Below are 26,537 nucleotides of genomic sequence, written 5' to 3' on the forward strand. Positions count from 1 at the left end.
CCTGGTTCTCCGCTTCCCGCCCGAGGATCACCCAGTGCTCGACCGGAACAACGCGGCCACCGAGGCCTCGTAAGCAGCGCTCACCTCGAACGCCTTCGCCGCCAACGCGAACCGCCGCTCCTGCGACACCCCTTCCGGCGACCCGCCCGCGGCGGCCAGTTCCGCCACCACCCCCGCGTAGTCGTCCGGGTCGCACAGCGGGACCACGTGCGCGCAGTTCTTCCCCGCGGCCCGCAGCATCGCGGGACCGCCCACGTCGATCTTCTCCCGGAACTGGTCCATCGACGACGCCGCGGCGGGCAGCACGTAGTAGTTGCAGGCCACCAGGTGCACCCGCTCGACCCCGTGCTCGGCCAACTCCGACAGGTCGGGCTCGGCGTCGCGGGCCAGGATGCCCGCCATCACCGACACGGTCAGCGTCTTGACGCGCCCGCCGAGCATCGTGGGCACGCCCGCCAGGTCGGAGACGGCCCCGACGGACAGGCCCGCCTCGGCGATGGCGCGGCGGGTGCCCTCGGTGGCCACGACGTCCCACCCGAGGTCGAGCAGGCCCCCGGCCAGGACCTCGATGGAGCGCTTGTCGCTCACGCCCAGGACTGCGAGCACGGTGGGACTCCTCAGCTGCGGGTGCGGGGGCCGCGGTCGATCAGGGCGTCGCGGTGGGCGCCGACCGAGACGAAGCGGACGTAGGTCTCCAGCAGGGACTCGACGCGCTCGACGTAGGCGCGCGCGGCGGCGGGCAGGTCGTCGTAGGAGCGGGCGCCGGTGATGTCGTCGTCCCAGCCGGGCAGCACCTCGTAGACCGGGGTGGAGCGCTCCAGGACGGCCGGGTCGGGGGTGAACGACGTGGTGCGGGCGCCGTCGCACTCGTAGGCGACGCACACCTTCAGCTCGCCGGTGCCGGTGAGCTGGTCGAGGTTGGTCAGGGCCACCTCGTCGGTGCCCTGCATGAGCGCGCCGTAGCGGGTGGCGACGCCGTCGAAGGCGCCGAGCCTGCGCGGGCGGTTGGTGGTGGCGCCGAACTCGCCCCACAGCTCGCGCAGCCGGTCGCCGGTCTCGGTGTCGAACTCGGTGACCAGCGGGCCCGCGCCGATGCAGCTGGAGAAGGCCTTGGTCACCCCCACCACCCGGTCCAGGCGCGCCCACGGCACGCCCATGCCCACCGGGGCGTGCGCGGTGAGGCAGGTGGAGGAGGTGGTGAAGGGGTAGATGCCGAAGTAGATGTCCTTGAGCGCGCCGAGCTGGCCCTCCGCGAGGACGGTGGCGCCGCGGGCGAGGGCGTCGCCGAGCAGGGTGGTCACGTCGCGCACGTGCGGGCGCAGCTGCTCGCGCAGGCCCGTCACCCAGTCGTGCACCTCGGCGACCACCAGCGGCTTCGCGCCGTAGATGGTGGTGAGCCTGCTGTTGGCCCAGTCGAGCACCGAGGTGAGCCTGCGCTCGAGGTTCTCGTCGTCGAACAGCTCGCGCACCAGCAGGGTCTTCTTCATGACCCGGTCGCCGTAGGCCGGGGAGATGCCCATCCGGGTGGAGCCGTAGCCGTCCTTGCCGAGCCGGACCTCCTCGGCGGCGTCGAGGTCGCGGTGGAAGGGGAAGCACACCGACGCCGCGTCGGAGACGACGACGCGCGCCGGGTCGCAGCCGTGCTCGACGACCGAGGCGACCTCCTGCAGGAAGGTCTCCACGTCGACGACCATGCCGGGGCCGAGCACGCTGGTGGTGCCGGGGCGGAAGACGCTGCTGGGCAGGTTGTGCAGGCTGAACTTGCCCTCGTCGACGACGATGGTGTGCCCGGCGTTGCCCCCGCCGTGGTAGCGCACGACGAACTCGGCGTCGCCGCCGATGGCGTCGACCATCTTGCCCTTGCCCTCGTCGCCCCAGTTGAGGCCCGCCACGGCGGTCAGCACAGAACTCCCCCTCCTCGGCCCGCGGCGGCGCGGGCCACGTGGTCACACGACGAAGTGGCGCCAGTCCTCACCCGCGCGGACCACGACCGACGCGGAGGAGATCTTGAGGTAGTCCACGTCGTCGCCCAGCCCGGCGGGCACGCCCCCCTCCGCGAACGCCTTGACGGCGTCGAGCAGGAAGTGGCGCGCGCGAACGATACCAGTGTCGCTCTTGCCGGGGTTCTCCCGAGTTCGATCAACGACCGGGCCCATGCTCTCCTGCACCGCGATGTCCTGCATGGCCAGCCCCCGGATGCCGGAGAAGCTCTCCCCCGAGCGCATCGCCGCCCGGTCCTGGCCCCACCGGTTGCCCCGGTCGAAGCCCTCGCGGAAGTTGTCCGGGTTCATCCCGTCGAGGTCCAGGCCGAACTGCGCGGCGAAGTAGGCGGGGTCCACCGGGCGGTCGAGGTTGTACCACAGGTACCAGAAGATCGTGCGGTGCTCGTTGACCGGCACCCAGGCGTGCCAGAGCCGGTCGCCGTTGGGCAGCTCGGGCACGATGGTGTACCACGGCATGACCATGGGCTTGACCCGCACCAGCTTGTCCCCTGTGGACAGCTTGCGGATGGCGGCGTAGCGGATGCCCCAGTCGGTGGGCTCGATCTCGTCCACCGGCGCGCGGTCGTCGAGCAGGTCGCGCAGCGGGCCGGCGGCGGCCTCGGTCTCGTGCAGCAGGGACACGTGCGCGGAGTCCACATCGGCCTCCAGGCCCTGCACCCAGTTGCACTCCAGGTCCGCGACGATGGCGAAGACGTTCTCGCTGGGCAGCTCGGTGAAGGCGAACCGGGGGAAGGGGCGCGCCGCGCGGCCGGGGCCGCCGACCCACACCCAGATCACCCCGCCCGCCTCGACGACCGGGTGGTGGCGCAGCTTGACCCGGCCGGCGAACCGGCCGCCGTCCTCCTGCTCGGACGGGGTCTCCAGCACCTCGCCGGAGGTGGAGAACTTCCAGCCGTGGTAGATGCAGCGCAGCGCGCAGTCCTCGTTGCGGGCCAGGGCGAGCGAGGCGCCGCGGTGCGGGCACGCCTCGTCGAAGCAGCCCAGCGAGCCGTCCTCGCCGCGGAAGACGACGTAGCGCTCCCCCAGCAGCTCCACCGGGACGGGGTCGCCGCCCGCCACCACGCGCTGCGCGCGCAGCACCGGCATCCAGTACTCGCGCAGGAGGTCGCCCATCGGCGTGCCCGCCGCCACGCCGGTCAGGGTCTCGTTGACGGACCTGGTCGCCATCGCGCGACACCTCTCTCGTGCATCGGGTACTACCACTGTGGACAGTCGGATCCGGGGGCGCCCTGGGCAGGGGACGACCGGGCGCGCGGGCCCGGGTGCGGCGGGGGTGACGTGGACCGCCCGCACCGCAACTGTAAGCGCACCAGGCGCACCGGCAACACCCCCGGCGCTTGCCGGTGCGCGCCGCGGGCGGTCATCCTGGGTGGGCGCCTGCCCCTCGGCACGGCCGCCAGCCCCCCACTCGACCCGGAGGTCCTGCGAACAATGCGACCCACCGTCGTCATCCTCGGCGAGCTCTACGACCCCGCCGCGGAGGACCACATCGCCGAGCACGCCGAGCTGGTGAAGGTCGACCCGGACGACGCGGCGGCGGTGGCCGCCGCGCTGCCGCGCGCGCACGGGCTCATCGCCAAGTACCCGGCGCCGATCACCGCCGAGGTGCTGGCCGCCGCGCCGAACCTGGTGGCGGTGCTCTCCAGCGGCCGAGGCGTGGACAACATCGACATCCCGGCGGCCACCGCCGCGGGCGTGGTCATCGCCAACAACCCCGGCCTGGGCGGGCGCCCGGTGTCCGAGCACGCGCTGGGCCTGATGATCACCATCAGCCGGGACCTGCACGCGGTGACCCGGCTGGGCATCGAGGGCGCCTGGGAGCGCAGGCTGACCACGACCCGGGTGGAGCTGGCCGACAGCACGCTGGGCATCGTGGGCCTGGGCAACGTCGGCAGCAACATGGCCCACCGGGCGGCGCGCGGGTTCGGCATGACGGTGCTGGCCTACGACCCCTACGTCAGCGCCGAGGAGATGGCCGAGCACGGCGCGACCAAGGTCGACGACCTGTTCGAGATGCTGGGGCAGGCCGACTTCGTCACCTGCCACCCGGAGATGAACGACGAGACCGAGCACATGTTCGACGACGCGGCGTTCGCGGCGATGAAGCCCGGCGCCTACTTCGTGAACACCTCGCGCGGTCGGGTCGTCGACACCGACGCCCTGGTGCGGGCGCTGCGCAGCGGGCACCTCGCCGCGGCGGCGATGGACGTCTACGAGGAGGAGCCGCTCGACCCGGCCAGCCCGCTGCTGGGCATGGACAACGTGGCGCTCACCGCGCACGTCGCCGACTTCACCGTGCAGACCAAGACGGCGCTGGCGTTCTCGGCGGCCACGAAGGTGCTGGGGGCGCTGGCGGGCGAGGTCCCGCCCAGCGCGCTGAACCCGCAGGCCTGGGACGCCGCCGACCGCAGGCGCAAGGAACTGCTGGGCGGGTGAGCCGCGGGGCGCGCACCGGGTCACCGGTGCGCGCCTCACCGCTCGACCAGCTTGGCGACCGCCGTCTCCACGACCTGCACCGCGCCCGCGTCCACCAGCGCGGTGATGGCCTCGGCCAGGCCCACCAGCGGGTAGGGCGCCTGGGCGACGACCACCCCCTCCTGGCCGCCCAGCCGCCACCAGCGGGCGGGCAGGAGGTCGCGCACGGCGTCCCAGCGGTCGGCGGGGGTCAGCACCGTGAGCAGGGTGTGCTCGGCGGCGGCCGTCGCCGCGCCCAGCAGCGCCGAGAGGCGGTCGATCGCCGCGCGCCTGCGCGGGTCGCCCCACGCCTGGGGGTTGGCGATCAGCCGGGGGACGCAGCGGCGCACGGTCGCCAGCTCGCGCAACCCGTTGTGCCGCAGCGAGGTCCCGGTCTCCACGACCTCCAGCACCGCGTCGGCCAGGTCTGGCACCTTGGCCTCGGTGGAGCCGTGCGAGTGCACGACGGTGACTTCTAGCCCGAGCCGCTGGAAGTGGTTGCCCGCCAGGGTCGGGTACTCGGTGGCGATCCGGGTGCCCGGCGGCAGCTGCGCGATCGTGGTGGCCGGGTGGTCGACCGGGACGGCCAGCACCACCCCCCAGCCCGCCTCGGTGGCCTTGGAGTAGTTGAAGTCGCGCACCGGCTCGACCTTGGCCCCGGTCTCCTCGATCCAGTCCGAGCCGGTGAGCCCGAGGTCGAAGACCCCGTCGGCGACGAAGCCGGGGATCTCCCTGGGCTTGCAGAACACCACCTGCCGCACGCCGGGGAAGGCGATGGTGGCCCGCAGCGAGCGCGCCGAGACCCGGCGCACCGCCAGCCCGGCGGCGTCGAACAGGCGCAGGGTGGGCTCGGTGAGCGACCCGGTGGGCAGGGCGAGGGTGACCACGGCTCCATCCTCTCGACGGGGGTCCGGTGCGCGGGCGGGTCAGACGTGCAGCAGGCGGTCGATCCCGGCCACCGGGGCGCCGGGCAGCCGGGCGGGGCGGAACTCGACCTCGCCCACCACCAGGTCCGCGGGCATCCGGGTGACCAGGTCCGCGACGAACCGCCCCACCGAGTCCGTGGTGATCTTGGTGGGGGCGGTGTCGTCGTCGAAGTTCGCGATCGCGCCCGGCGACAGCAGGCACGCGCGCACCCCGTGCGGGCGCTCCTCCAGCAGCAGCGTCTCCACCAGGCCTTTGAGCGCGGCCTTGGTGGCGCTGTAGGCGGCCCCGCCCTCGAAGTAGTGGGTGGCGGCGTGGCTGCCCATCACCACGAACAGGCCCCGCCGGGCGCGCAGGGCGGGCAGCGCGGTGCGCGCCAGGTGGAACACCGAGCTGAGGTTCACCGCCACCTGCCGGTCCCAGTCCGCGGCCGACATCTGCGCGACCGGGGTGAACACCCGGTCGACGGCGTTGGCCACGCACAGGTCGAGCCCGCCCTCCTCCTCGACCACCCGGCCGGTGGCGGCCACGACCGCCCCGGCGTCGGCCAGGTCGCAGGGCAGCTCCCCCAGGTCGGGGTCGCCCAGCGGGGTGCGGTTGAGCGAGCGCACCCGGTACCCGGCGGCCAGCAGCCCGCGGGCGATGGCCAGCCCGCTGCCCCGGTTGCTGCCGGTCACCAGGGCCACCGGCGCCCCCGGCTCAGAGCCCATCGAAGGCCCGCTTCCACTGCTCGACCAGCTCCTCGGCGGTGGCGCCCTGGCGGAACAGGTCCTTGTCCAGCGGCGAGCCGTCGGCGTGGCGCAGCCGCATGCAGTCCTGCGACACCTCGGAGTTGAGCACCAGCTCCCCCGCGGCGTCGAAGCCGAAGATCAGGCAGAAGTCCCACACCTGCAACGGCGCCAGCCACTCCCGCAGCACGTCGTTGACCAGCAGCGACTTCTCCCGCATGAGGTCGACCGGCAGGTCGAGCACGCGCAGGTAGTCCTCCCCGATCGGCTGGTCCTCCGGGTCGGTGCGGTAGTCGAACTTCACCACCGGCCGCGGCAGCGGGGCGCGGTCGGGGAACAGGCCGGGGTACTTGCGGGTGGTGGAGCCGTTGGCCACGTTCTTGACGATCACCTCGAACGGCGGCCCCGGCGCCCACTCGGCCAGGTAGGCGATCTCGCCCACCCGGCGGTGGAAGGCGCAGCGCACCCCGGCGGCGGTGAGCTTCTCGGCGGCCTTCTCGTAGAAGGCCAGCCGCAGCGGGCCGGTCTCGTCGACCAGCTCGTCGCGGTCGTAGCTGAAGCTGCGCAGGCTGGGGATGAGCTCGACCAGGCACTTGCCGTCGTCGAGGCGCCAGAGCCGCTTGCTGCGGCCGACGATGTCCGGTGGACGGCTGTCCACCACCCCGGCGAGGGGCTCCGGGCCGGGCAGCCGGTCTCCCGCTGTGCTCACCTGATCTCCCTCCCCGCGGTGGTGGACGGCGCCCATCAGCCCTGCGCCCTGGCCTGCTCGACGACGGCGCCCACGGCGGCGTCGAAGGCCTCGGCGTAGGTGTCGACCTCCTGCTGGCCCATCGGGGTCGACACGCAGCCCAGGCCGCTGTCACCGATGAGCACGCCGTTGAGCAGCAGCTCCTGGAACAGCAGGTGGCCGAGGCGGGCGGAGTTCACCGAGGAGTCCGGGACGGTGCCGGTGACGACCCGGAACAGCGACTCGACGCCGTTGACCTCCCAGTCCAGGCCGTTGTCGGCGATGGTCTTGCGCATGGTGTCGCGCAACTGCTCGCCGAGGCCGCCGATGCGCTTCCACTCCGCCTCGGTGAGCAGCCGCAGCGAGGCCACGCCCGCGCTCATGCTCACCGGGTTGGCGTTGTAGGAGCCCGAGTGCGGCAGCTTCGGCTTGCCCTCGCTGGGGTCGAACACGGCCATGACCTCGGCCTTGCCCACCACCGCGCCGATCGGCATGCCGCCGCCGATGACCTTGCCCAGCACGGTCAGGTCGGCCACGCCGCCGATGGCGTCGATGGCGCCGTGGAAGCCCGCGCGGAACGAGCCGACCTCGTCGGAGACGAGCAGGACCCCGGTCTCGTCGCACACCGCGCGCAGGGCGGCGATGTACTCGGCGGTCGCGGGCACCAGGCCCGAGCGCCACGGCACCGGGTCGATGAGCGCGCAGGCCAGCTCGCCCGCGTGCGCGCGCAGCACCTCGGTGGCGCCCTCGGGGTCGTTGAACGGGATGATGATGGTGTTGTCCAGCACCGCCTGCGGCATGCCCGCGGTGTGGCTGTGGCTGATCAGCGAGCCGGAGCCGTCGTTGTTGACCGCGACCGAGTCGTAGGCGCCGTGGTAGGAGCCCGCGCACTTGGCGATCTTGGGCCTGCCGGTGTGCGCCCGCGCGGCCTGCACGGCCATCATGACCGCCTCGGTGCCCGAGCTGGTGAACCGGGCGCGCTCGTAGGCGTCGCTGCGCGCGCACAGCGCCTCGGCGAAGAGCACCTCGGCCTCGGTGGGCAGGCCGAAGCAGGTGCCCCTGGCCGCGGCCTCGGAGATCGCGGCGACGATCTCGGGGTGGGCGTGGCCGTGCACCAGGGTGGTGCTGTTGCCCAGGAAGTCCAGGCGCGAGGTGCCGTCGAGGTCGACGACCCGGCAGCCCTGGCCCGCGGCGGCGTAGATCGGGTACGGCGAGTTGTAGACCGCCGTCCGGCTGTTGCCGCCGGGCAGCACGGCGCGCGCCCGCGCGTACATCTCCTTGGACGCGGTCGACACGGCCTCGTAGGTCACGGCGCTCACGGTGTTCCTCTCCTCGTTCCTCGTGTCCAGGCGTCGGTGCGGATGTCCCGCTGGTCAGCGCGGGGCGGTGAAGTACCGGGTCTCGAACTTCACCGCCGCCCCCGGGGCCACCCAGCCCGGCACCGCCGACAGCGGCACGCCGTCGGGCTCGCCGACGGCGGTGGCCAGCCGGGCGCCGAGGCCGGGGGCCAGCGGCGCCGCGGCCATCGCGACCGCGCGCACCGCCATCAGCTCCAGCGCCGCGCAGGTGCGCGCCAGGCCGGTGCCCGGCATCGCCTCCTGCACGTCCGCGCTGACCTCGGCGAAGTCCTCGGCGCGGGCGACCAGCTCGCGCAGCCCGGCCAGCACCGCCCTGGCGCCCGCCCGCTCGGGGCGCAGCTCCAGCGCGGCGGTGGCGCACAGCCGGGCGATGTGGCCGTAGAAGCGCTCGGCCTCGGCGTTCCAGGCGCCGCCCTCGGGGGCGACCCCGGCGAAGTGCTCGGCCACCCGCGACCCCACACCGTCCAACCAGGACTGCCACCGGCCCAGCTCGCCGGTGCTGAACCGGGCGTAGCCCTCGGCGGTGAAGTCGCGCCGGCGCACGTCCGGCGCGGTGGCGGTCAGGTAGAGCCGCAGCTGGTCGGCGGTGTCCTCGGTCAGCGCCTCGCGCGCCCAGACGGCGTGCTTGCGGCCGGTCGAGAACTTCTGCCCGTCCAGCAGGTAGAACTCATTGCACACCAGCGTGTCCGGCAGGGCAACCAGGTCGGTGAAGGCGCCGAGCACGGCCGGGAAGGCGAACGCGCGCAGGAAGGCGTTGTCGAAGCCGAAGAACAGCGCGGTGCGCGGGCTGGTGGCCGCGGCGTAGGCGGCCCAGCCGTCGACGCCCTCCTGCCGGGCCAGGTGCTCCAGGGCGACCAGGAACCGGGCGACCAGCTCGAAGGCGGAGTACATCCGCTGCTCGGCGTGCGCGGGGTCGGCGCCGTCGACCTGCTCGACGCGGATCGGGATGCCGGAGTCGGCCGGGGTGCTCACCGGCAGGTCGGGCAGCGGGTGGGCGATCACCCGCTCGACGTAGCCGCGCAGCCGGGAGTGCATCGCCGCGCCGCGCAGGTACCCGGTCAGCCGCTCGCGCAGCGGTTCCAGGGGCAGGAAGTAGCGGGTGAGCGGCACCTGCTCGGCGGGGGCGCCGCAGGTGGCGCAGCTGGGGTCGACCAGGTCGCGGTCGTGGTAGGGCAGCGCGCACACCTCGCACTCGATGCCCGCGGTCTGGTCGGAGCCGCAGTGCGGGCAGCGCCCGGCGACGAACGCCTCCAGCAGGAACCGCCCGCACGGGGCGCAGTGGTTGGTCGGCTCGGTGCGGGCCACCACGGCCCCGTCGGCGAGCAGCCGCTCGAACACCTCGCGGGCCAGCCCGGGGTAGGTCTGGTCGGAGGGGCGCACGAACACGTCCCACTCCACCCGCGCGGCGCGCAGCCCCTCCTGGATGGCGTCGGTGTTGCGCTCGGCCAGCTCGTAGAAGGACAGGCCCTCGGCGGCCGCGGCGGCGGCGACCTGGCTCTGGTGGCCGACCGTGCCGAGCAGCAGCTTGGCCTGCTCCCCCGCGGCCAGCAGCGCGCGGCGGCAGGTGTCGGCGGTGAGGAACGGGCCCGCGATGTGGCCCAGGTGCAGCTCGCCGTTCGGGGTGGGGAACGACGGCAGCAGCAGCACCGGCCGCCCGTCGGCGCGGGTGGCGCCCGCGCGCTGCCGCTCGGCGTGCGCCTGCTGGAAGCCCGCCATGTCCTCCCACCAGATCGAGAAGAACGACAGCGGCCGGTCGGTGGCGATGTTGCGCAGGGTGTGCGGGGCAAGCGGGGGCAGGTAGACGCTGTCGCCCGCCCGCAGCGGGCGCGTCAGCCCGTCCCAGCCGACCTCGCCCTCACCGTCGAGCACCACCCACACCTCCAGGTCGTGGTGGTTGTGCGCGGCGGTGACCTCCCCGGGGCGCAGGGTGACCCGGCGGACCTGGAACGGCGGACGCGCGTGCGCCGCCCAGTCCGGGGGCGCGCTGCGGACGAACCCTTCGGCGGCGAGGTCGGCCACCTCGCGGGGGACACCACTGGTGATCATCGGGGTCGGCACTCCTGTCGACGTGCTGGGGCTGTGGAGCTGGTGGAGCCGGGTGGCGGGCCCGCGCGGGGCCCGCCGACCGCTTACCGGTGGCCGAGCACGGCCATCGGGACGTCGTGGTCGGGGTCGGCGTCGGCCGCCGGGTGCCCCACCCAGTCCAGGGCGGCGCGCACGGCACCGGTGTCGTAGCGCTCGAAGCCCAGCAGCGAGTTCGCGATGGTGGCGCTGCGCCAGGCCAGCAGGCTCAGGTTCGGGTCGGCGACGCCGAAGCGGTGCCGGGCGGCGTTCTGCACGTACACCCGGTTCTGCTCGGGCCCGCGCCACTCCAGGCTGAAGTCGGCGCGCACGGCCAGTTCCCCGCCGGGCACCAGCAGCTCGCGCAGCCGGTGCAGCGGGGCGGGCAGGTCGTGGCGGTAGCCGGTGGCGCAGATGACCACGTCGACGTCCTCGGTGAGCCCGCTGCCGTCGCCCGCCAACCAGCCGGTGCGCAGCGCGCCCGCGGCGTCGGTGACCGAGGTGAGCCGGTGGCCCAGCAGCACCCGGCACGGGCGGTCCAGGCCGTCGAGCTCCTCCAGGTCGTAGAGCCGCTGGTAGATGGCCTCCAGCAGGGACGCCGACACCCCGTCGCTGGCCATCCGCTGCCGCTCGACGAGCGCGGCGCGGCGGGCGGCGGGCAGGCCGTGGAAGTAGGTGCTGTAGTTCGGCACGAACAGCTCGTCGACGAACGGGGTGTCGTCCAGCGGCAGCAGGTTGTCCCGGGAGGTGCCCCAGAGCACCGCCGCGGGCCGGTCCGGGGTGCTCAGCAGGTGGTGCACGACCTCGGCGCCGCTCTGCCCGCCGCCGACGACGGCCACCCGCAGCCCGGTGAAGTCGCGCGGCTGGGCGAGCACCTGCGAGGCGTGGAACACCCGGTGCGGCTCGAACCCGGTGGCGCAGGCGGGCAGCTTCGGGTCCAGGCCGGTGCCGGTGACGACGTTGCGGGCGCGGTAGGTGCCCTCGCCGGTCTCGACGGTGAACAGCTCGCCGTCCCAGTCCACCGCGCGCACGTCCACTCCGAAGCGCAGGTTGGGCACCCGCTCGGCGGCCCACTGGCAGTACTGCTCGAACTCCCGGCGCGGCACCTTGGAGCGGCCGGTGACCAGCAGCCGGTAGAACCGCTTGTTCTCCACCAGGAACGCGGGGAACGAGTACGGGCTGGTCGGGTCGACCGGGGTCACCAGGTCCTTGAGGTAGTGCACCTGCATCTGCACGTCGGGCAGCATCAGCCCGGCGTGCCAGGTGAAGCGCTCCGCGCGGTCGAGGAACACCGCCCTGACGCCGTCCCCGCCGGGGGCGCCGGGACCGGCGGTGCGCTCGGCGCCCGCCAGCAGCGCGGCGAGGCTGAGGTTGGACGGGCCGATGCCGATGCCGACCACGTCGAGCACCTCGCCGGTGGGCGGGGCGGTCGGGTCGGGGGTGCCCGGGTGCGGGCTGCTCATCGGGTGCGTGGTCATCGTGGTGCGCCTCCGGTTCCGGCGGCGCCCGGGGACGCCGGTGCGGTGTCGCCGCCGTCGGACGACCAGCGCACGCCCAGGGCGGCGAGGTCGGCGGTCAGTCGGGTGAACAGCTGCGGGGTGGTGGCCAGGTGCGGGCGGACCCACCCGGTGCCCGCCACCGCGCCCTCGGCGAGCGCGGCGGTGGCCCAGGCGAGGGTGAAGCCGGTGGTGCGGGCCATCGCGGGGAGCCCGGTGGCCGGGTCCTGGCGGTCGACGAGCAGGGCGCGCAGGGCGAGCACGCGGCCCTCGGCGTCGGGGCGGCCGCGGCCGACGACGTCGAGCACCACCAGGTCGCGGTCGTCGGGCCCGGCCCGCAGGCGGGGCGCGAGCACGTGCTCGACGACCCGCTTCGGGGCCACGCTGACGCCGTCGACCTCCAGCGGCCGCTCGTCGAGCAGCCCGAGGTCGGCCAGGCCGGTGACGGCCGCGGCGAACCCGGGCCAGCGCAGGGTCTTCTGGGTGCAGTCGGCGCCCGCCAGCGCCGGGTGCTCGGCCAGCCAGGGCACCATGCCGTCGTGGTAGGCCTCCAGGGTGCCCACGCCGGGCACCGCCACCTGCTCGACGCCGGAGAACCGGGGGTGCTCCACGACCGCCCCGCCCGCCACCGCCAGCGCGGCGCGCTGCGCGACGGGCAGGTGGTTGGCCAGCTCCCCGCCGAAGAACGCGGTGTAGCCCCAGGGCGGGCGCGGGGCGTGCGGGACGCCGCCGCAGCGCACCTCGACCGCCGCGGGCCCCTCCCCGGTCAGCTCGACGATCCGCCGGGCGACGTCGGTGGCGACCAGCTCGGTGAGCCCGGGCTCCAGCCCGATCGGCAGCAGCACCGGGACGCGGCCGTCGGCGGCGGCGTGCAGGTCGGCCAGCTCCTCGGTGGGGGGCCGGGTGATGCTGGCCAGCGGGACCCCGGCGGCGGCGGCCTCGGCCACCGCCGCCCGGGTGGCCGACCAGGGCACCGCCGCGGCCACCGCGGCGCACCCGGGCAGCGCGGCGGCGAGGTCGTCGGCGACCCGGACCCGGCGGCCGGTGCCGTCGAGCCACCGGGCGAGCCCGGCCGCCCGGTCGCGGTCCCGGTCGACGAGGGTGATGCCGCTGGTGCGCGGGTCGCGCGCGAGCGCGTGGGCGGCGCCGCGGCCCATCTGGCCGCAGCCGAGCAGCGTGACCTCCACCTGCCTGCCTCTCCGGTCGGCGGTGCTGTCGTCGTGGGTGTTGAGGTGTAGGTGCTGGGGTGTGGTGGTCCGGGGTGTGGTGCCGGACCTCAGCCCGCGGTGACGCGGGCGGTGACGACCTCGGGCACCGCGTCGAGCAGCGCGTCGAGACCCGCGCGGTGCACGTGGCGCGCGCACACCGCGGCGACCCGCTGGCTGCCGAAGTCGGCGGGCGGCAGCTTCACCGCCGCACCCACCGGCACCTCGGTGAAGACGTGGTCGTAGCCGGGGGCGTCGACCAGCTCGGCCACCCCGTCCAGCCCGGCGTAGGTGCCCGCGGACCCGGCCAGCACGAACCGCAGCCCCGCGTGCAGGTCCCGGTCGGGGGTCAGCCGCAGCGGCTCGCCGGTGGCGACCCGGATGACGTTCTCGAAGAACGGGATGCCGGTGGCGGCGGGCACCAGGTGCGAGCCGATGTAGTCACCGGCGGGCCGGGCGGCCACCTCCAGGAACCGCATGCCGCGCTCGCCCCACTTGGCCTCCAGGTGGAAGGCGCAGTTGTCGAAGCCCAGCGCCCGCACCACCTCGCCCGCCTGCCTGCTGATCGTGGCCTGCGCGTCGGTGGGCAGCGCGCTCGGGAAGCGGTGGGTCAGCTCCAGGTGGAACGGGTCGGTGGTCACCTTGTCGGTGATGCCGACGACGTGCACCTGCCCGGCGGCGACGAAGCCCTCCACCGACAGCTCCACCCCGTCGAGGTACTCCTCGACGATGAACTCGGCGCCGAACTGCTGGAACACCGGGTCGAAGCCGGGGTCGGCGATGCGCAGCAGCTCGGTCATCGCCGGTTCCAGGTCGGCCTCCGAGCGCAGCTCGAAGATGCCCTTGGACCCCGAGGCGCCGGTGGGCTTGACCACGGCGGGCAGCCCGATCCGCTCGACCGCGGCGCGCAGCCCGGCCAGGTCGGTGACCCGCTCGTAGGCGGGCAGCACGTCGACCTTCCCGGAGATGGCCTGCTTCATCACGTACTTGTTGCGCGCGGCCAGGGCGGCCTCGGCGGGCAGCGCGGGCAGCCCGAGGTCGGTGGCGATCGCGCTGACCAGCCGCACGTCGACCTCGGTGAAGTTGGGCACGCCCGCGATGTCGTGCTCGGCGGCCAGTTCCCTGGCCAGCTTGACCGACCGCTCGGTGTCGTAGGTGTCGACCTGGTGGAAGCTGTCGACCAGCGGTTCGGCGAACGCGGGCAGCGCGCGGCCCAGCACCACCACCCGGTACCCGAGCGCCCGAGCGGCGAGCAGGGCCTCCTGGCCCTCCCGCTTGATCCGCCTGAGGTTCACGAACAGGACACTGCGGCTCACCGGTTCCTCCAGTAGACGTCGTGCGCGCCGGTGCGGCGCCGGCCGTCGATGATCTTCACCGGCACCTCGCCGAGTCAACCACAGCGCCCACCCCCCACCAACCCCGGCTCCACTGTGGACGCCTTGCGCCGCTCGTCCCCGGCCGGCTATCTCTGGGGTCCGGGGCCTGAGCGGGCGCCCGTCGCCGACGCGGGAGGAACTGACATGCGGGTCGTCACCATCGGAGCGGGCGCCATCGGCACCGCGACCGCCCTGCGCCTGCGCCAAGCGGGCGCCGAGGTCGTCCACGTCGCCGCCACCGCCCCCCGCGACACCCTGTCCGCGCACAGCTTCTCGTGGGCCAACGGCATCGACGAGGGGTCCGAGGCCTACTGGCACCTGAGCCTGGAGGCCCTCGCCGCGCACCGGCGCCTCGCCGCCGAGACCGACCCGGCGTGGCTGGGCACCGGCGGCAACCTGCACTGGGCCGCCGACCCCGCGGGCGAGGAATCCCTGGCCACCGCGGCGAAGGGCTACCGCGCCCTGGACTACCCGGTGCGGGAGCTGACCACCGCGCAGGCGCTGGAGCTGGAACCGGGACTGCGCCTGGACGACGCGGTGGGCCCCATCCGCTTCTACCCCGACGACGTGTTCCTCCACACGGACCTGATGCTCGACGCGGTGGCGCGGGCGGCGACCGGGCTGGGGGTGCGGCAGCGGTTCGGCGAGCCGGTCGCCGGGATCGCCGCCGACGGCCGCGGCGTGCGGCTGGCGTCGGGGGAGGTCGTCGGGGCCGACGCGGTGGTGTGCTGCGCGGGCAGGGGGAACGCGGAACTGCTGGCGGGGTTGGGGATCACCCTCCCGCTGCTGGCGCCGGGCAGCCCGCGGCGGCTGACGCACGGGCTGATGGTGCGCACGACGCCGGTCGAGGCGGGGGTGCGGCGGGTGGTCCACGCGCCGCACCTGAGCATCCGGCCCGCGTCGGGGGGCGCGCTGATGTTGCACTGCCACGACCTGGACTGGTTGTTGAACGAGGGGGCCGACCCGGGGGAGCTGGCGGAGCGGGTGGTGTCGCGGCTGCCGGGGGTGCTGCCCTCGGCGGGTGGGGCGCGGGTGGCGTCGTACCTCGCCGCCGTGCGGCCGGTGCCGGTGGACGGGATGACGATCGTGGGGCCGGTGGCGGAGGGGTCGGCGGTGTCCGTGGTGGCCACGCACAGCGGGGTCACGTTGGCGGCGGTGCTGGCGGAGGTGGTGGTGGGGGACCTGGTGGGGCGACCGCACCCGCTGGCTGATGGGTTCCGGTTGTCGCGGTTCGGGTGAGGTGGAGGCTCGTCTGGGCTTTGGCTTGGCGGTCGCCTCGCCTTGCTTCGGGGGGTGGAGGGGTCGCCTCGCCTTCGGCTTCGGCGGGTGATTTCGGGATTTTGGGGCTGGCTCGATGTGGTGGTTGTGCTTGACCGGGGCCCCTGCGGCGATCATGTGCTCGGGGTGGGGAAAAGGTGAGGCCTTCGGCCCCACCCCCCGGCCGTGGGTAGCACATGATCGCCTTCCCCGGTCAAGCACAACCACCACATCGAGCAGGGCCGTAGCCGGGCCGGCGGGTCCGTAGGTGGTGCTGTCTTTGAAGGGAAAGGACAGTGGGGGGTGGGGCTGGGGAAGGCTTGGGGGGCTTGGGGTTGGGGGTGGGCTAGCTGTCCAGGGCGGTGCCCAGGCCCGCGAAGCGGTTGGCGATGAAATCGCCCCAGGTGGGGTCGAGGGTCTTGAGGCCATCGGGGCCGATCTGCCACTGCTTCGCGGCGTGGGGCGGGTAGGCGAACATGACCGAGGACATGCGGACGTACTCGCCGTCGCCGAAGGGTTGGGGGGTTTGGAGGGTGGAGCGGTGGACGCGGTGGGTGGAGGGGCGGAAGCGGTTCTCCGAGGCGTGGGTGAGCATGCGGCCGACGTTGCAGAGCAGGACGTCGGTGCCCGCGATGATGGGTTCGACCCAGGTGCCGTCGTGCAGGACGTACTGGAGGCCGCCGTCGGACGGGGGGAGTTGGAGGCCGAGCATCTGGATGCCGGAGTGCTCGTGGGCGAGGACCTCGCGGTCGCCGGTGCCGCGGTAGTGGATGACGCGCAGGTTGGTGGCGCCGCGGTCGAGGTCGAGGCTGGGGGCGCCGTCGGGGAGCATGCCGCGGATGACGTCGCTGAAGGTGGTGATGACCTGGAAGGCGGTGTCGAACACGGCGCGGGCGTGGCCCGCGAACTCCGGGAACGCGCGCAGCAGGGCGTCGGCGCCCTCCGGGCGGTTGTCGAGCATGCCGCCGGAGACGTGCACGAACTCCTTCGGGTCCGGCACGCCCTTGGCCAGGCGGGGGATCTCGGAGTTGTACGGGAAGAACCCGTGGGTGCCGCCGTTGGACAGCTGGGGGGTGCGCTCGTAGGCGTAGTCGTCGAGGGACGGGTCGGTCGACAGGCAGGCGTCGCGGAAGCTGGACATCATCGCCCGCACCCGGTCACCGATCCCGGGCACCTCCACCGACATGAAGCCCCAGCCCTCCAACTGCTCGCGGATCGGGTCCGCGGCCGCGGTCAGGTCGGCGCGCACGTCGGTGGCGCGCACCACCGGCACCGACCCCGCGAGGGGGAAGGCGGTCACGTTCGCTTCGGTCTCCACTGCATCCATGGTCGCTCCAGGGGGACGTCGGTCCAACGGCAAGGGGGTCGCGGCGCTCAGGCGGTGCGCTCGTCGAGGTGGTCGGCGAACTGCGCCCACGCCTCGGCGCAGTCCCTGGCGATGTCGGCCACCGCGGTCGCGCAGTGCGCGGGGGTGTTGTCCGCGATGCGCTTCCAGGTGGCGGGGGTGATCGAGTGCAGGTCGAGCAGGCGCAGCAGGGCGCGGCCGCACTCGCTGAACCGCAGCGACGGGTCGCGCCGCAACCGCTGCAGGTCCAGCGGGCGGTTGGCGGTGCCCGCGTCGGCGGCGCGCTGCGCGCCGCGCACCCGCACCGGCCGCTCCTCGGCGGCCGGTGCCACCGGTTCCGGCGCGGGCGCCGGGCGGGCGGGCACCCGGCGGGTGCGGCCGTCGCGGCCGACCCGCCCGGTCGACTGAGGAATTTCCGCACTTGACCGCGCGCGCACCGCGCCCGCGGTCTTCGGCGACAGCCCGGTGGCGGCGGCGACCCGCCGGTCGGACCACTCCGGGAACGACCGCAGGATGCGCGCCGCGGCGGCGGTGCGGTCGGCCAGGGTCAGCGGCAGGCCGTGCTCGACGTTGGCGCGCACCGACTGCACGAACGCGGCGGCCTCGTCGCCGTCGAAGAACAGCACGGCGATGTCGGTCGCGCCGCGCAGCTGCGCCGCGCGCAGCCGGTGCACCCCGTCGAGCACGCGCATCGTCTGCCGGTGCACCAGGATCGGCGGCAGCGCGGGCAGCACCTCGGCGAGCGCGCGGACGTGGCCGTCGTCGAGGCCCGCGCGCCGGGGCGAGCGGTCGTAGGCGAGCGCGGCGATGGCGACCCGGGTGCCCTCCTCGGCCACCCTGGTCGGAGCGGGTTGCCCGGTCCGCTGCGCGGGGACCGCGGACAGCAGGCGGGACTCGGTCAGCTGGTTCACGGCGTGGTTCCTCGATGCTGCTCGGTGCTGCTCGGGGTGGATCTGCTGCTCGGGGTGACCTGCGGCTCTGAGTGGATCTGCGGCTCTGAGTGGATCTGGCAGCGGCACAGCGGGACCCGGGGCGACCGGGTCCCCCACCCGCGCCGGGCGGGTGCGGGCGCGTCAGCGCGCGGCGGGTTGCGGGGCGGGCAGGCCCAGGTGGTCGCGCAGCGTCGTCCCGCTGTACTCGGTGCGGAACAGGCCGCGGCGCTGCAACTCGGGCACCACCAGGTCGCAGAAGGCGGTGACGGAGCCGGGCACGTGCTCGGGGTAGACGTTGAAGCCGTCGGCCACCCCCGTCTCGAACCACTCCTGCAGCACGTCGGCCACCTCCACCGGGTTGCCCACCACCGGGTAGGCCAGCTGGGTCGGGGTGGCGTGCACCAGGTCGGCGTAGGTGATGGCCCCGGGGCCGCGCCGGGTCAGCCGGGTGATCTCACCGAGCCTGCGGGCCCCGTCGGCCGACACCGCGGCCAGCACCTCGCGCGGCACCACCTCGTCGAGGTCGCGGCCGCGCACGTCCACCCCGAACGCCCGGGAGGCCGAGCTGAGGTTGCGGCGCAGGCCCTCCCCCATGCCCCCGGCCCGGACCAGCTCGCCGGGCTCCTGCTCGGGGTCGAGCACCAGCAGGGAGTTCAACCGGTCGTAGAGCGCCACCGCCTCCTCGGTGGTGGGCGCCACGACCGGCGCCACCCCGGGCAGCACGGCCACCCGGTCGGCGCGGCCGTGCGCGGCGGCGCGGGACTTGATGTCGGTGTAGTAGTCCCGGCGCGCGGCCACCGTCGGCTGCGGCCCGGCGAAGACCAGGTCCGAGGCGCGCGCGCCCAGGTCGCGGGAGCGGTCGGAGGTGCCCGCGTTGAGCAGCACCACCCGCCCCTGCGGCGGGCGCGGCACGTCCAGCGGCCCGTCGACCTGGAAGAACCGGCCGCGGTGGTCGATGGAGCGGGCCCGGCCGCCGGGCTCGGCGGCACCGTCCCAGAGCGCCCAGACCACCTCCAGGGTCTCCTCGGCCCAGTCGTAGCGGGTCTCGGTGTCCCAGTGCCGGTCGCGGCCGAAGTTCAGCGCCGCGGCGGGGTCGGCGCCGGTGACCAGGTTCCAGGCCGCCCGGCCGCCGCTGAGGTGGTCGAGCGAGGCCAGCATGCGGGCGGTGGTGTAGGGGTCGGAGTAGGTGGGGTTGGCGGTGACGACGACGCCGATCCGCTCGGTGGCCGCCGCCATGGCCATCGCGGCGGTGTAGGGCTCCAGCCGGGAGATCTGCGCGGGGTTGCTGTGCTGCAGGGCCGGGTCGCTGGCCAGCCGGTCGCCCAGGAAGACGAAGTCCAGCTTGGCGCGCTCGCAGGCGCGGGCGACGTCGGTGAGGACGTCGAGGCGGTAGGCGGCGTCGGCGGCGGCGTCGGGGTGGCGCCAGCCCGCGGCGTGCGTCCCGGTCGCCCAGAACATCAGCCCGAGGGACATCCGGCGCTGGTCGGTCGGCTCAGGCGGAGTCGGTGTGGTGGGCATGTGCGGTGTCAGCTCCTGGCCGTGGCGAAGCGGTTCTGCGGTCGGGACAGCCCGAGCCGGGCGCGCAGCGTCGTGGCACCCGGTGCGGTGGCGCCCGGGGGGCGCAGCCGGGGCAGCACGTGGGCGGTGAAGGCGCGCACGGCGGCGGCGTCGGTGGGCCGCACGAGCAGGCCGCGCACCCCGCGCCCCCGCTCGGCGAGCTCGTCGGCGACTGCGCCCGGTCCACCCGGCACGGCCACCTCGTCCGGTGTGGAGGGTGCGGTGGCGAACGGCCGCACGCCCAGCAGGACGGTGCCGGGGTCGGCGCCCGGCGACGCGGCGACCACGAGGTCGGCGGCGGCGGCGACCGGCCCGTCCGAGGCCGCGGCGAGCACGACGGGGTGGCCCTGCGGGGGGCGGATGACGTTGAGCGGGCCGCGCACGCGCAGCGCCGCGCCCTCGTGGTCGACGGGGTGGATGCGGGCCGGGTCGACGAACTGCCCGGTCGCCTTGTCGTGCACGAAGGCCCCGTCCTCCCAGCTGTCCCAGAGGGCGCGCACGACGGGCACGTGCTCGGCGGCGCGCACCGCGCGGTCGGCGGTGGGGCGCGGGTGGTTGGCGTCGGCGTCGCGGGTGGTGGCGGAGGTGGCCCACCACCCGGCGCGGCCCCCGGTGACGTGGTCGAGCGAGGCGACCATGCGCGCCAGGTTGTAGGGCTCGTGGTAGGCGGTCGAGGCCTCGACGACGAGGCCGGGGCCCGCCGCGCGCCCGGCGGCCAGGGTGGCCAGCAGCAGCGCCGAGGGCGGGCCGGGCACCCCGGTGGGGGTGGCCGGGGAATCGGGGAGCACCAGGAAGTCGACGCCCGCCGCGGCCGCCGACTGGATTATTCCGAGGATATCGGACAACGCCCCGCACAACGCCTGAACGGGCAGTGCGAGACCGATCGGAAATGCGGCGGGCGCGGTCACCGTCGAATTCCGCGATGATCGGGAGAGGGGCAGCAGGACATGCTCGTCCTCCTCGGGTGGGGTGGGTTGTGCGCGGCCGGGCCCGGCTCCTGGCTCGGTGGGCGGTGCGCTCGGCGGGCGCGGCCAGCCCCCGCCGTCGACGGCCGCAGGACTGAGTCAACCAGCCACCACGGGGCCCTGCAACTTGTCAACCTGCGCGTACACCGGCGATCGGGCTCACCCGCGACACCGGTCTAAGATCAACGGCACGATCCGTGACCGGGGCAGCGGGGTGTCCTCGTCCGTCCGGAGGGGTCCCTTGCCGAGTGGGACGGCGGCCGTTCGGCCGCTGCCGGGCACCGCGCGTGTCCGCTTGCTCCAATGGGGGGAAGATATCTCGACAACGTTAAAGCTTGCCCCGGCCGAATGCGCCTGTATACCTTCCGCGACGGACTCCCACCGGCATTCGGAAAGGAATCGCAGTGGCGCACGCGACGCAGAGCGGCATTCCCACCCCGGCGGCGGACGTGGTGGTGGTCGGGTCGGGCGGGGCGGGTCTGCTGGCCGCGGCCGTCGCCGCCGACGCGGGGCTGCGGGTGGTGGTGCTCGAGCGCACCGGCCTGCTCGGCGGCACCACGGCGGTCTCCGGCGGCATGATCTGGGCCCCCGGCAGCCCGCTGCTCACCGACGACTCCCCCGACGACGCCCTGCGCTACCTCACCGCGGTGGGCGAGGGCTCGGTGGACGAGTCCGTGGTGGAGCACTACGTCAAGACCATCCCCGAGGTGGTGCGGTGGATGCTGGAGCGCACGCCCGTGCGGCTGTTCCCCATCGACCGCCCGGACTACCACTCCGACTGGCCGGGGGCGCGGGACTTCGGGCGCTGCCTGGACAACGAGCCGTTCGACACCTCGTCGCGGCCCGGCCTGGCCGACCGGGTGCGGCGCGGCCCGCAGTTCCCGCCGCTGACCTACGACGAGCGCCACCGCTCCCGCTTCACCGGCCCGGACCAGGACCTGGTGGCGCGGCGGCGCGAGCGAGGCGTCCTCACCGTCGGCGCGGCGCTGGTGGCCGCCCTCGTGGCGGCGTGCGACGACCGGGGCGTGGAGTTCGCGACCGGCGCCCGCGCCGTGGGGCTGCTGCGGGAAGGTGAGGCCGTCACGGGTGTGCGCACAGAGGACGGTCGCGACTTCGCCGGGCGCGCGGTCGTGCTCGCCAGCGGCGGGTTCGAGTGGGACCCCGCGCTGACCCGGGCGTTCCTGGGCGACACCCCCGTGCTGCCCGCCAGCCCGCCGGTCAACCACGGCGACGCCCTGCGGATGGCGATGGCGGCGGGCGCCGCGCTGGAGCGGATGAACCAGGCGTGGTGGGTGCCCGCGATCGTCGGGGTGCCCGAGGAGTACGAGGGGCACCCGCTCACCCGCCACCTCGTCGGCGAGCGGTGCCTGCCCGGCTCGATCCTGGTGGACCGGCACGGCAAGCGGTTCGTCAACGAGGCGGTGAACTACCACGACATCACCCGCACCCTGTTCAACTTCGACGCCGACGCCCACGAGCCCGCCCACCTGCCCGCGTGGCTGGTGTTCGACGAGCGCTTCCGCACCAGCTACCAGGTGGGCCCGGCCGCCCCGACCGACCCCGCCCCGTCCTGGTTCACCACCGCGCCGACCCTGGCCGGGCTGGCCGAGCGGCTGGGCGTGGACACCGCGGCCCTGGAGGTGACCGTCGCCCGGTTCAACACCCACGCCCGCACCGGCACCGACCCGGACTTCCACCGCGGCGAGACCAGCCACGACCGCTACTACGGCGACCCCCGGCACACCCCCAACCCGTGCCTGGGCGAGCTGTCCACGCCGCCCTTCCACGCCGTGCGCGTCGCCCCCGGCGCGCTGGGCACCAAGGGCGGGCCCGCCACCGACCTCGACGCGCGCGTCCTCACCCCCGGCGGCACGCCCATCCCGGGCCTCTACGCCTGCGGGAACGTCGCGGCGGCGGCGGCCGGTCCCGGCTACCCCGGTTCCGGCGGCACGATCGGCCCGGCCCTGGTGGCCGCCTACTCCGCCGCCCGGTCGCTCGTGGACAAGCGCTGACCGCTCCCCCGCCCGCTGATCCCCCTGGCCGGTCCCCCGCTGACCGTGCCCTTGGGGCAGGGTGAACGCCCTTGACCCTGCCCCAAGGGCAGGCGGTCAACTCGGTGTGCACGCCACAACACCGACATCGGGGGAGCTTCCCGCATGAAACGGAACCACCTGGGCCGAACGCTGGCCCTGGCGGTCGCGCTGGGCCTGACCGGCTCGCTCGCCGCCGCACCCGCCACCGCGCAACCCGCGCCCACCACCCGGCCGCAGTGGGGCCCCTGCCCCGCGGACGTCGCGTCCGGCGCGGTCGTCCTGGAGTGCGCCACCGTGCCCGTCCCGCTCGACTACACCGACCCGGGCGGCACCGCGATCGACATCATGATCTCCCGCCTGCCCAGCACCGACCCGGGGAAGCGGCGCGGGGTGCTGCTGCTCAACCCCGGCGGGCCCGGCGGGTCGGGGCTGTCCCTGCCCGCGACCCTGTCGCGCATGGGGATCCCGGACAGCGTGCTCGACGCCTACGACCTCATCGGGATGGACACCCGGGGCATCGGCCACTCCGCACCGGTCAGCTGCGGGTTCACCGTCGACCAGGACTACCGGGGCAACGTCCCGCCCTACGCCGTCGACGACGCGGCCGTGCTGCGCGAGGCCGAGAAGGCCAAGGCCGTCGCCGACCAGTGCGCCGCGCACGACACCGGCGACCGCCTGCGGCATCTGACCACGGCGAACACGGCCCGCGACCTCGACCGCGTCCGCGCGGCGTTGGGCGAGGAGAAGGCCAGCTACCTCGGCTACTCCTACGGCAGCGCGCTGGGCGCAGCGTACGCGTCGCTGTTCCCCGACCGCACCGACCGGGTGGTGCTCGACAGCAACATCGGCGACACCTACTCCAACCGGGAGTCGGTGCGCCGCTTCGCCCTCGGGTTCGAGCAGACCTTCCCGGACTTCGCCAGGTGGATGGCCGACCGGCACGGCGCCTACGGCCTGGGCCGCACGCCTGAGCAGGTGCGCGCCACCTACTTCCGGCTGGCGGAGAAGCTGGACGAGCAGCCGTTGCCCGACGTCGACGGCCCGTTGTTCCGCTTCGCCACGTTCTTCGCCCTCTACGGCAAGACGAGCTACGGCCTGATCGCCCAGCTGTGGCAGCACGCCCAGAACGCCACCGCCACCGCCCCTGCCGCGCAGGCCCCGGGCCAACTGTCCCCCAACGACAACGGGTGGGCGGTGTACCTCGCGGTCACGTGCAACGACAGCAACTGGCCCGAGGACATCCGCACCTACCAGCGCGGCGTGGCCGAGGACCGCCGGAAGTACCCGATGTTCGGCGCGTCCCCGGCCAACGTGACGCCCTGCGCGTTCTGGCACCACGAGCCGTCCGAGCCGCCGGTACCGGTCAACGACAACGGCCCCACCAACATCCTGGTGGTGCAGAACCTGCGCGACCCCGCCACCCCCCTGCTCGGCGGCAAGCTCACCCACGCCAAGTTCCCGCACCGCTCCCGCCTGCTGCCCGTCGACGCCAGCGGCCACGGCGCCTACGTCTTCGGCGACAACGCCTGCGCCCTGAGCACCACCACGGCGTTCCTGGTCGACGGCAAGCTCCCGGCCAGGGGCAAGACCTGCGCGGCGACCCCCTCGGCCTTCGACACCGCGACCCAGCGGCAACGGGCGGAGGTGCCGGGCGGCGTGCTGACCCCGTGACCCGAGCGCCGGGGGCGGGCCCACCCGCCCCCGGCGCCCCGCTCAGGAAGCGAGGTAGCGGAACAGCAGCCGCAGGTCGTCCTCCACCGCGTTCAGCAGCTTGGCGTCGTTGATCACGCTCTTGCCGGGGTAGTGGTCCTTGCCGTTGGTCTGCTTGCCCTCGCGGGAGAGCAGCGTGCTCGTGGTCCGGTAGGTGCCGTCGTCGGCGACCTCGAAGAACAGGTGGTTGGCCACCGCGCGGGTCACCGTGAAGTGGCACAGGTGCCACTCGTCGCTCTTGGGGTTCTTGGTGAGCGGCTTGGTGATGGTGAGGTGCGCGTCGTACTCGGTGCCGTCCAGGGTGAGCTCGATGCCCTCCAGGTACAGCCACCCCCCGTCGGACTTGCGGTCGTAGTCGACCTTCGGGGTGGGCACGGACAGCACGCGCAGGTTCACCGGCGGGGGCACGGCGTCGATCGCCTCCCAGAGCTCGATCGTCCTGCTGACAGAAGGCATCGGGATCCCACCTCTCGTCGGGCCCTCCCGTGGAGGGCCGCACACCGAGGTGGTCGGCGGTGCCCGCTCCGGCGTTATACCCCCGGCGGTTATCCGACCTGGTGCGCGCGGTTCGGCGCGTCAGCTGTCGCGGGGGTAGAGCTTGAGGACCTCGCCCTTGAGGGTGGCCTCCAGGTAGGCACCGCCGTAGTCGTCGCTGAGGTAGAGGCGCAGGGACGGGGTGTCGTCGATGATGTCGCAGGACACGATGAAGTAGCGGAGGGTGGGCTTGGGCACGCCGAGTTCCTTGGCGGCCCGGTCCCACAGGGCGGGCAGGGCGTCCCAGTTGACGTCGTTGAGGTCGAGGACGGCGCGGTCGGGGTCGACGCGGTCGGGGCCCTCCCGGGTGGCGGTCCCGTCGCGGTACTCGAAGTCGTCGAAGCCGTTCTTGACCGCGGGGGTGGGGGCGGACGCGGAGGCGTGGTCGTCGTAGACGGTCATCTCCGCGACCTTCGTGCCGCCGATGACCCCGGTGAGGGCGCCGACCACCTGCCGCGCCCCGGCGGGGCTGAGCAGGTCGTCGGTCGCGGCGGCAGCGGTGGTGGCGGGCGGGGCGGCCGTGGTCGTCGGCGCGGGCGTGGCACCGCCCGCGGTCCCGGGGTCGACCGGGGCGCCCACCCGCTGCGTGGTGGCACCCGTGCTCGGCGCGCCCGCGCGGGTGCCCGCCGGGTCGTCGTCGCCCAGGCCGCGGACGACGAGGCCGACCGCCAGCACGGCGGCCAGCGAGACCACGGCCACCACCGCGGCGATCGCGCGCCTGCGCCCCGGCGGCGTCACCGGCCGCGACGCCTGCCCGGGTCGCGCCCACTGGGTCGTGCCGGGGCCCGGGCTCGGGAACCCGGTGTGCGGCGTCGGGAACCCGGGGTGCGGCGGGGCGGGGAAACCCGCGGGGGTGGGCGGGCCCAGCGGGGCCGCGAACCCGGCCGGGGTGGGCGGGCCGAAGGGGGCGCCGCCGTGCTCGACGGCGGCGAGCATCCGGTCGAAGGCCTCCCCGGTGGGCCGCGCCGCCGGGTCGGGCACCAGGACCGCGGCCAGCGCGGGGCCCAGCGGCCCGGCGCGCCGCGCGGGCGGCACCGGTTCGGTCATCACCGCGGCGAGGGTGGCCATGGTGGTCGCGCGGCGCAGCGGGTGGTGGCCCTCGACGGCGACGTAGAGCAACATCGCCAGCGACCACAGGTCCGAGGCGGTGCGCGTCTCGTCCCCGCGCAGCCGCTCCGGCGCGATGTACTCCGGCGAGCCGATGACCTCGCCGGTGGCGGTGAGCTGGCCGGAGTCGTGCAGGGCGGCGATGCCGAAGTCGGTGAGCACCGCGCTGCCGTCGGTGCGCAGCAGCACGTTGCCCGGCTTGACGTCGCGGTGCATCACCCCGGCGGCGTGCGCGGCCCGCAGCGCCGCGAGCACGTCGCGGCCGATCCCGGCCGCCTCCGCCGGGGTCAGCACGCCCTCGCGCAGCCTGCCCTCCAGCGAGGTGCCGCGGACGAACTCCATGACGATCCACGGGTACGGCGAGTCGTCGGACTCGATGATCTGGTAGATCGAGACGACGTTGGGGTGCTGCAACCGGGCCAGCGCGCGCGACTCGCGCAGCACCCGCTCCCGCTGCTGGGCGGCCAGCGCCGGGTCGTGCTCGTGGAGCGCGGCGTCGACCGGCCGCACCTCCTTGATGGCGACCTCGCGCTGGAGGCCGACGTCCACGGCCCGCCACACGGTCCCCATGCCACCGCTGCCCAGCGGCGCCAACAGCTCGAACCGGCCACCCACCACGCGCCCGGTCTGCTCTCCCTCAGACACCGCGCCACGCTAGCAACCACCCCCACCGCCCCGGCCCCCGACAGCCACCTCTTCGCACAGGTGAACCGCCCCGGTCGCCTATCGTGCGCGGCAGGGACCCGCGGCGGGCGGGGCGGCAGG

The 26,537-nt window shown here is 74.6% G+C and carries 21 protein-coding genes; 4 read left to right on the forward strand and 17 right to left on the reverse strand.

Annotation, left to right across the window (positions count from 1 at the left end; genetic code table 11):
* Positions 1 to 27 precede the first annotated feature (27 nt).
* From BJP25_RS18115 to BJP25_RS18125, 3 genes are read right to left on the reverse strand one after another with little or no spacing between them, the layout of a single operon-like run.
* The gene (locus BJP25_RS18115; RefSeq protein ID WP_075976124.1) at positions 28 to 606 is read right to left on the reverse strand and encodes a phosphoribosylaminoimidazolecarboxamide formyltransferase; all 579 of its coding nucleotides are present in this window, start codon (positions 604 to 606) and stop codon (positions 28 to 30) included.
* An 11-nt stretch (positions 607 to 617) separates the two neighbouring features.
* The gene (locus BJP25_RS18120) at positions 618 to 1,904 is read right to left on the reverse strand and encodes an adenylosuccinate synthase (protein ID WP_075976125.1); all 1,287 of its coding nucleotides are present in this window, start codon (positions 1,902 to 1,904) and stop codon (positions 618 to 620) included.
* A gap of 42 nt (positions 1,905 to 1,946) precedes the next feature.
* The gene (locus BJP25_RS18125; RefSeq protein ID WP_075976126.1) at positions 1,947 to 3,170 is read right to left on the reverse strand and encodes a Rieske 2Fe-2S domain-containing protein; all 1,224 of its coding nucleotides are present in this window, start codon (positions 3,168 to 3,170) and stop codon (positions 1,947 to 1,949) included.
* Between the two features lie 264 nt (positions 3,171 to 3,434).
* Between BJP25_RS18125 and BJP25_RS18130 the strand changes: the two genes are divergently transcribed.
* Positions 3,435 to 4,439, forward strand: a complete 1,005-nt coding sequence (locus tag BJP25_RS18130; RefSeq protein WP_075976127.1) for an NAD(P)-dependent oxidoreductase — start codon at positions 3,435 to 3,437, stop codon at positions 4,437 to 4,439.
* Positions 4,440 to 4,474: 35 nt separating this feature from the next.
* On the opposite strand, the gene hisG is transcribed toward BJP25_RS18130, so the two are convergent.
* The 8 genes from hisG to BJP25_RS18170 form a co-directional block, all read right to left on the reverse strand.
* Positions 4,475 to 5,344 (reverse strand): ATP phosphoribosyltransferase, encoded by an 870-nt coding sequence (gene hisG, locus BJP25_RS18135; RefSeq protein ID WP_075976128.1) that lies wholly within the window; start codon positions 5,342 to 5,344, stop codon positions 4,475 to 4,477.
* Positions 5,345 to 5,383: 39 nt separating this feature from the next.
* Positions 5,384 to 6,091: an SDR family NAD(P)-dependent oxidoreductase gene (locus BJP25_RS18140; protein WP_075976129.1), complete on the reverse strand. Its 708-nt coding sequence runs from the start codon at positions 6,089 to 6,091 to the stop codon at positions 5,384 to 5,386.
* Positions 6,081 to 6,818 carry a phosphoribosylaminoimidazolesuccinocarboxamide synthase gene (locus tag BJP25_RS18145; RefSeq protein ID WP_198943535.1) on the reverse strand — a complete coding sequence of 246 codons (738 nt, stop codon included), beginning with the start codon at positions 6,816 to 6,818 and terminating at the stop codon, positions 6,081 to 6,083. Before BJP25_RS18145 ends, BJP25_RS18140 begins: the two co-directional genes overlap by 11 nt.
* 35 nt (positions 6,819 to 6,853) lie before the next feature.
* A complete protein-coding gene (locus BJP25_RS18150; protein WP_198943536.1) occupies positions 6,854 to 8,155 on the reverse strand; it encodes an aspartate aminotransferase family protein in 1,302 nt (433 codons plus the stop codon).
* Between the two features lie 54 nt (positions 8,156 to 8,209).
* Positions 8,210 to 10,240: a class I tRNA ligase family protein gene (locus BJP25_RS18155; RefSeq protein ID WP_075976130.1), complete on the reverse strand. Its 2,031-nt coding sequence runs from the start codon at positions 10,238 to 10,240 to the stop codon at positions 8,210 to 8,212.
* 83 nt (positions 10,241 to 10,323) lie between these two features.
* Positions 10,324 to 11,733, reverse strand: coding sequence for a lysine N(6)-hydroxylase/L-ornithine N(5)-oxygenase family protein (locus BJP25_RS18160; RefSeq protein ID WP_075976131.1), 1,410 nt, complete (start codon positions 11,731 to 11,733; stop codon positions 10,324 to 10,326).
* The gene (locus BJP25_RS18165; protein WP_075976132.1) at positions 11,730 to 12,938 is read right to left on the reverse strand and encodes a saccharopine dehydrogenase family protein; all 1,209 of its coding nucleotides are present in this window, start codon (positions 12,936 to 12,938) and stop codon (positions 11,730 to 11,732) included. The genes BJP25_RS18160 and BJP25_RS18165 overlap by 4 nt, the downstream gene beginning before the upstream one ends.
* An 89-nt stretch (positions 12,939 to 13,027) precedes the next feature.
* The gene (locus tag BJP25_RS18170) at positions 13,028 to 14,272 is read right to left on the reverse strand and encodes an ATP-grasp domain-containing protein (protein ID WP_075976133.1); all 1,245 of its coding nucleotides are present in this window, start codon (positions 14,270 to 14,272) and stop codon (positions 13,028 to 13,030) included.
* Positions 14,273 to 14,476: 204 nt separating this feature from the next.
* Here BJP25_RS18170 and BJP25_RS18175 point away from each other — a divergent pair, with 204 nt between their 5' ends.
* A complete protein-coding gene (locus BJP25_RS18175; RefSeq protein WP_075976134.1) occupies positions 14,477 to 15,571 on the forward strand; it encodes an NAD(P)/FAD-dependent oxidoreductase in 1,095 nt (364 codons plus the stop codon).
* A 364-nt stretch (positions 15,572 to 15,935) separates the two neighbouring features.
* On the opposite strand, the gene BJP25_RS18180 is transcribed toward BJP25_RS18175, so the two are convergent.
* The 4 genes from BJP25_RS18180 to BJP25_RS18195 form a co-directional block, all read right to left on the reverse strand.
* The gene (locus tag BJP25_RS18180; protein ID WP_158075676.1) at positions 15,936 to 16,916 is read right to left on the reverse strand and encodes an isopenicillin N synthase family oxygenase; all 981 of its coding nucleotides are present in this window, start codon (positions 16,914 to 16,916) and stop codon (positions 15,936 to 15,938) included.
* A gap of 47 nt (positions 16,917 to 16,963) precedes the next feature.
* Complete coding sequence (locus BJP25_RS18185; protein WP_233158133.1) at positions 16,964 to 17,845, reverse strand: ParB/RepB/Spo0J family partition protein; 882 nt, start codon at positions 17,843 to 17,845, stop codon at positions 16,964 to 16,966.
* A gap of 162 nt (positions 17,846 to 18,007) precedes the next feature.
* Entirely contained in the window at positions 18,008 to 19,384 is a 1,377-nt protein-coding gene (locus BJP25_RS18190; RefSeq protein ID WP_075976136.1) for an NtaA/DmoA family FMN-dependent monooxygenase, read from the reverse strand.
* Positions 19,385 to 19,392: 8 nt separating this feature from the next.
* The gene (locus BJP25_RS18195; RefSeq protein WP_158075677.1) at positions 19,393 to 20,268 is read right to left on the reverse strand and encodes an LLM class flavin-dependent oxidoreductase; all 876 of its coding nucleotides are present in this window, start codon (positions 20,266 to 20,268) and stop codon (positions 19,393 to 19,395) included.
* Between the two features lie 524 nt (positions 20,269 to 20,792).
* On the opposite strand from BJP25_RS18195, the gene BJP25_RS18200 reads away from it, so the two are divergent.
* A complete protein-coding gene (locus BJP25_RS18200; RefSeq protein ID WP_198943537.1) occupies positions 20,793 to 22,400 on the forward strand; it encodes an FAD-dependent oxidoreductase in 1,608 nt (535 codons plus the stop codon).
* 144 nt (positions 22,401 to 22,544) lie between these two features.
* Complete coding sequence (locus BJP25_RS18205; protein ID WP_075976138.1) at positions 22,545 to 24,092, forward strand: alpha/beta hydrolase; 1,548 nt, start codon at positions 22,545 to 22,547, stop codon at positions 24,090 to 24,092.
* Positions 24,093 to 24,134: 42 nt separating this feature from the next.
* On the opposite strand, the gene BJP25_RS18210 is transcribed toward BJP25_RS18205, so the two are convergent.
* Positions 24,135 to 24,587 carry a hypothetical protein gene (locus BJP25_RS18210; protein WP_075976139.1) on the reverse strand — a complete coding sequence of 151 codons (453 nt, stop codon included), beginning with the start codon at positions 24,585 to 24,587 and terminating at the stop codon, positions 24,135 to 24,137.
* Between the two features lie 120 nt (positions 24,588 to 24,707).
* Complete coding sequence (locus tag BJP25_RS18215; RefSeq protein ID WP_075976140.1) at positions 24,708 to 26,417, reverse strand: serine/threonine-protein kinase; 1,710 nt, start codon at positions 26,415 to 26,417, stop codon at positions 24,708 to 24,710.
* Positions 26,418 to 26,537: the final 120 nt, after the last annotated feature.

Origin of the sequence: Actinokineospora bangkokensis (assembly GCF_001940455.1) — a bacterium.
GTDB classification, from domain to species: domain Bacteria; phylum Actinomycetota; class Actinomycetes; order Mycobacteriales; family Pseudonocardiaceae; genus Actinokineospora; species Actinokineospora bangkokensis.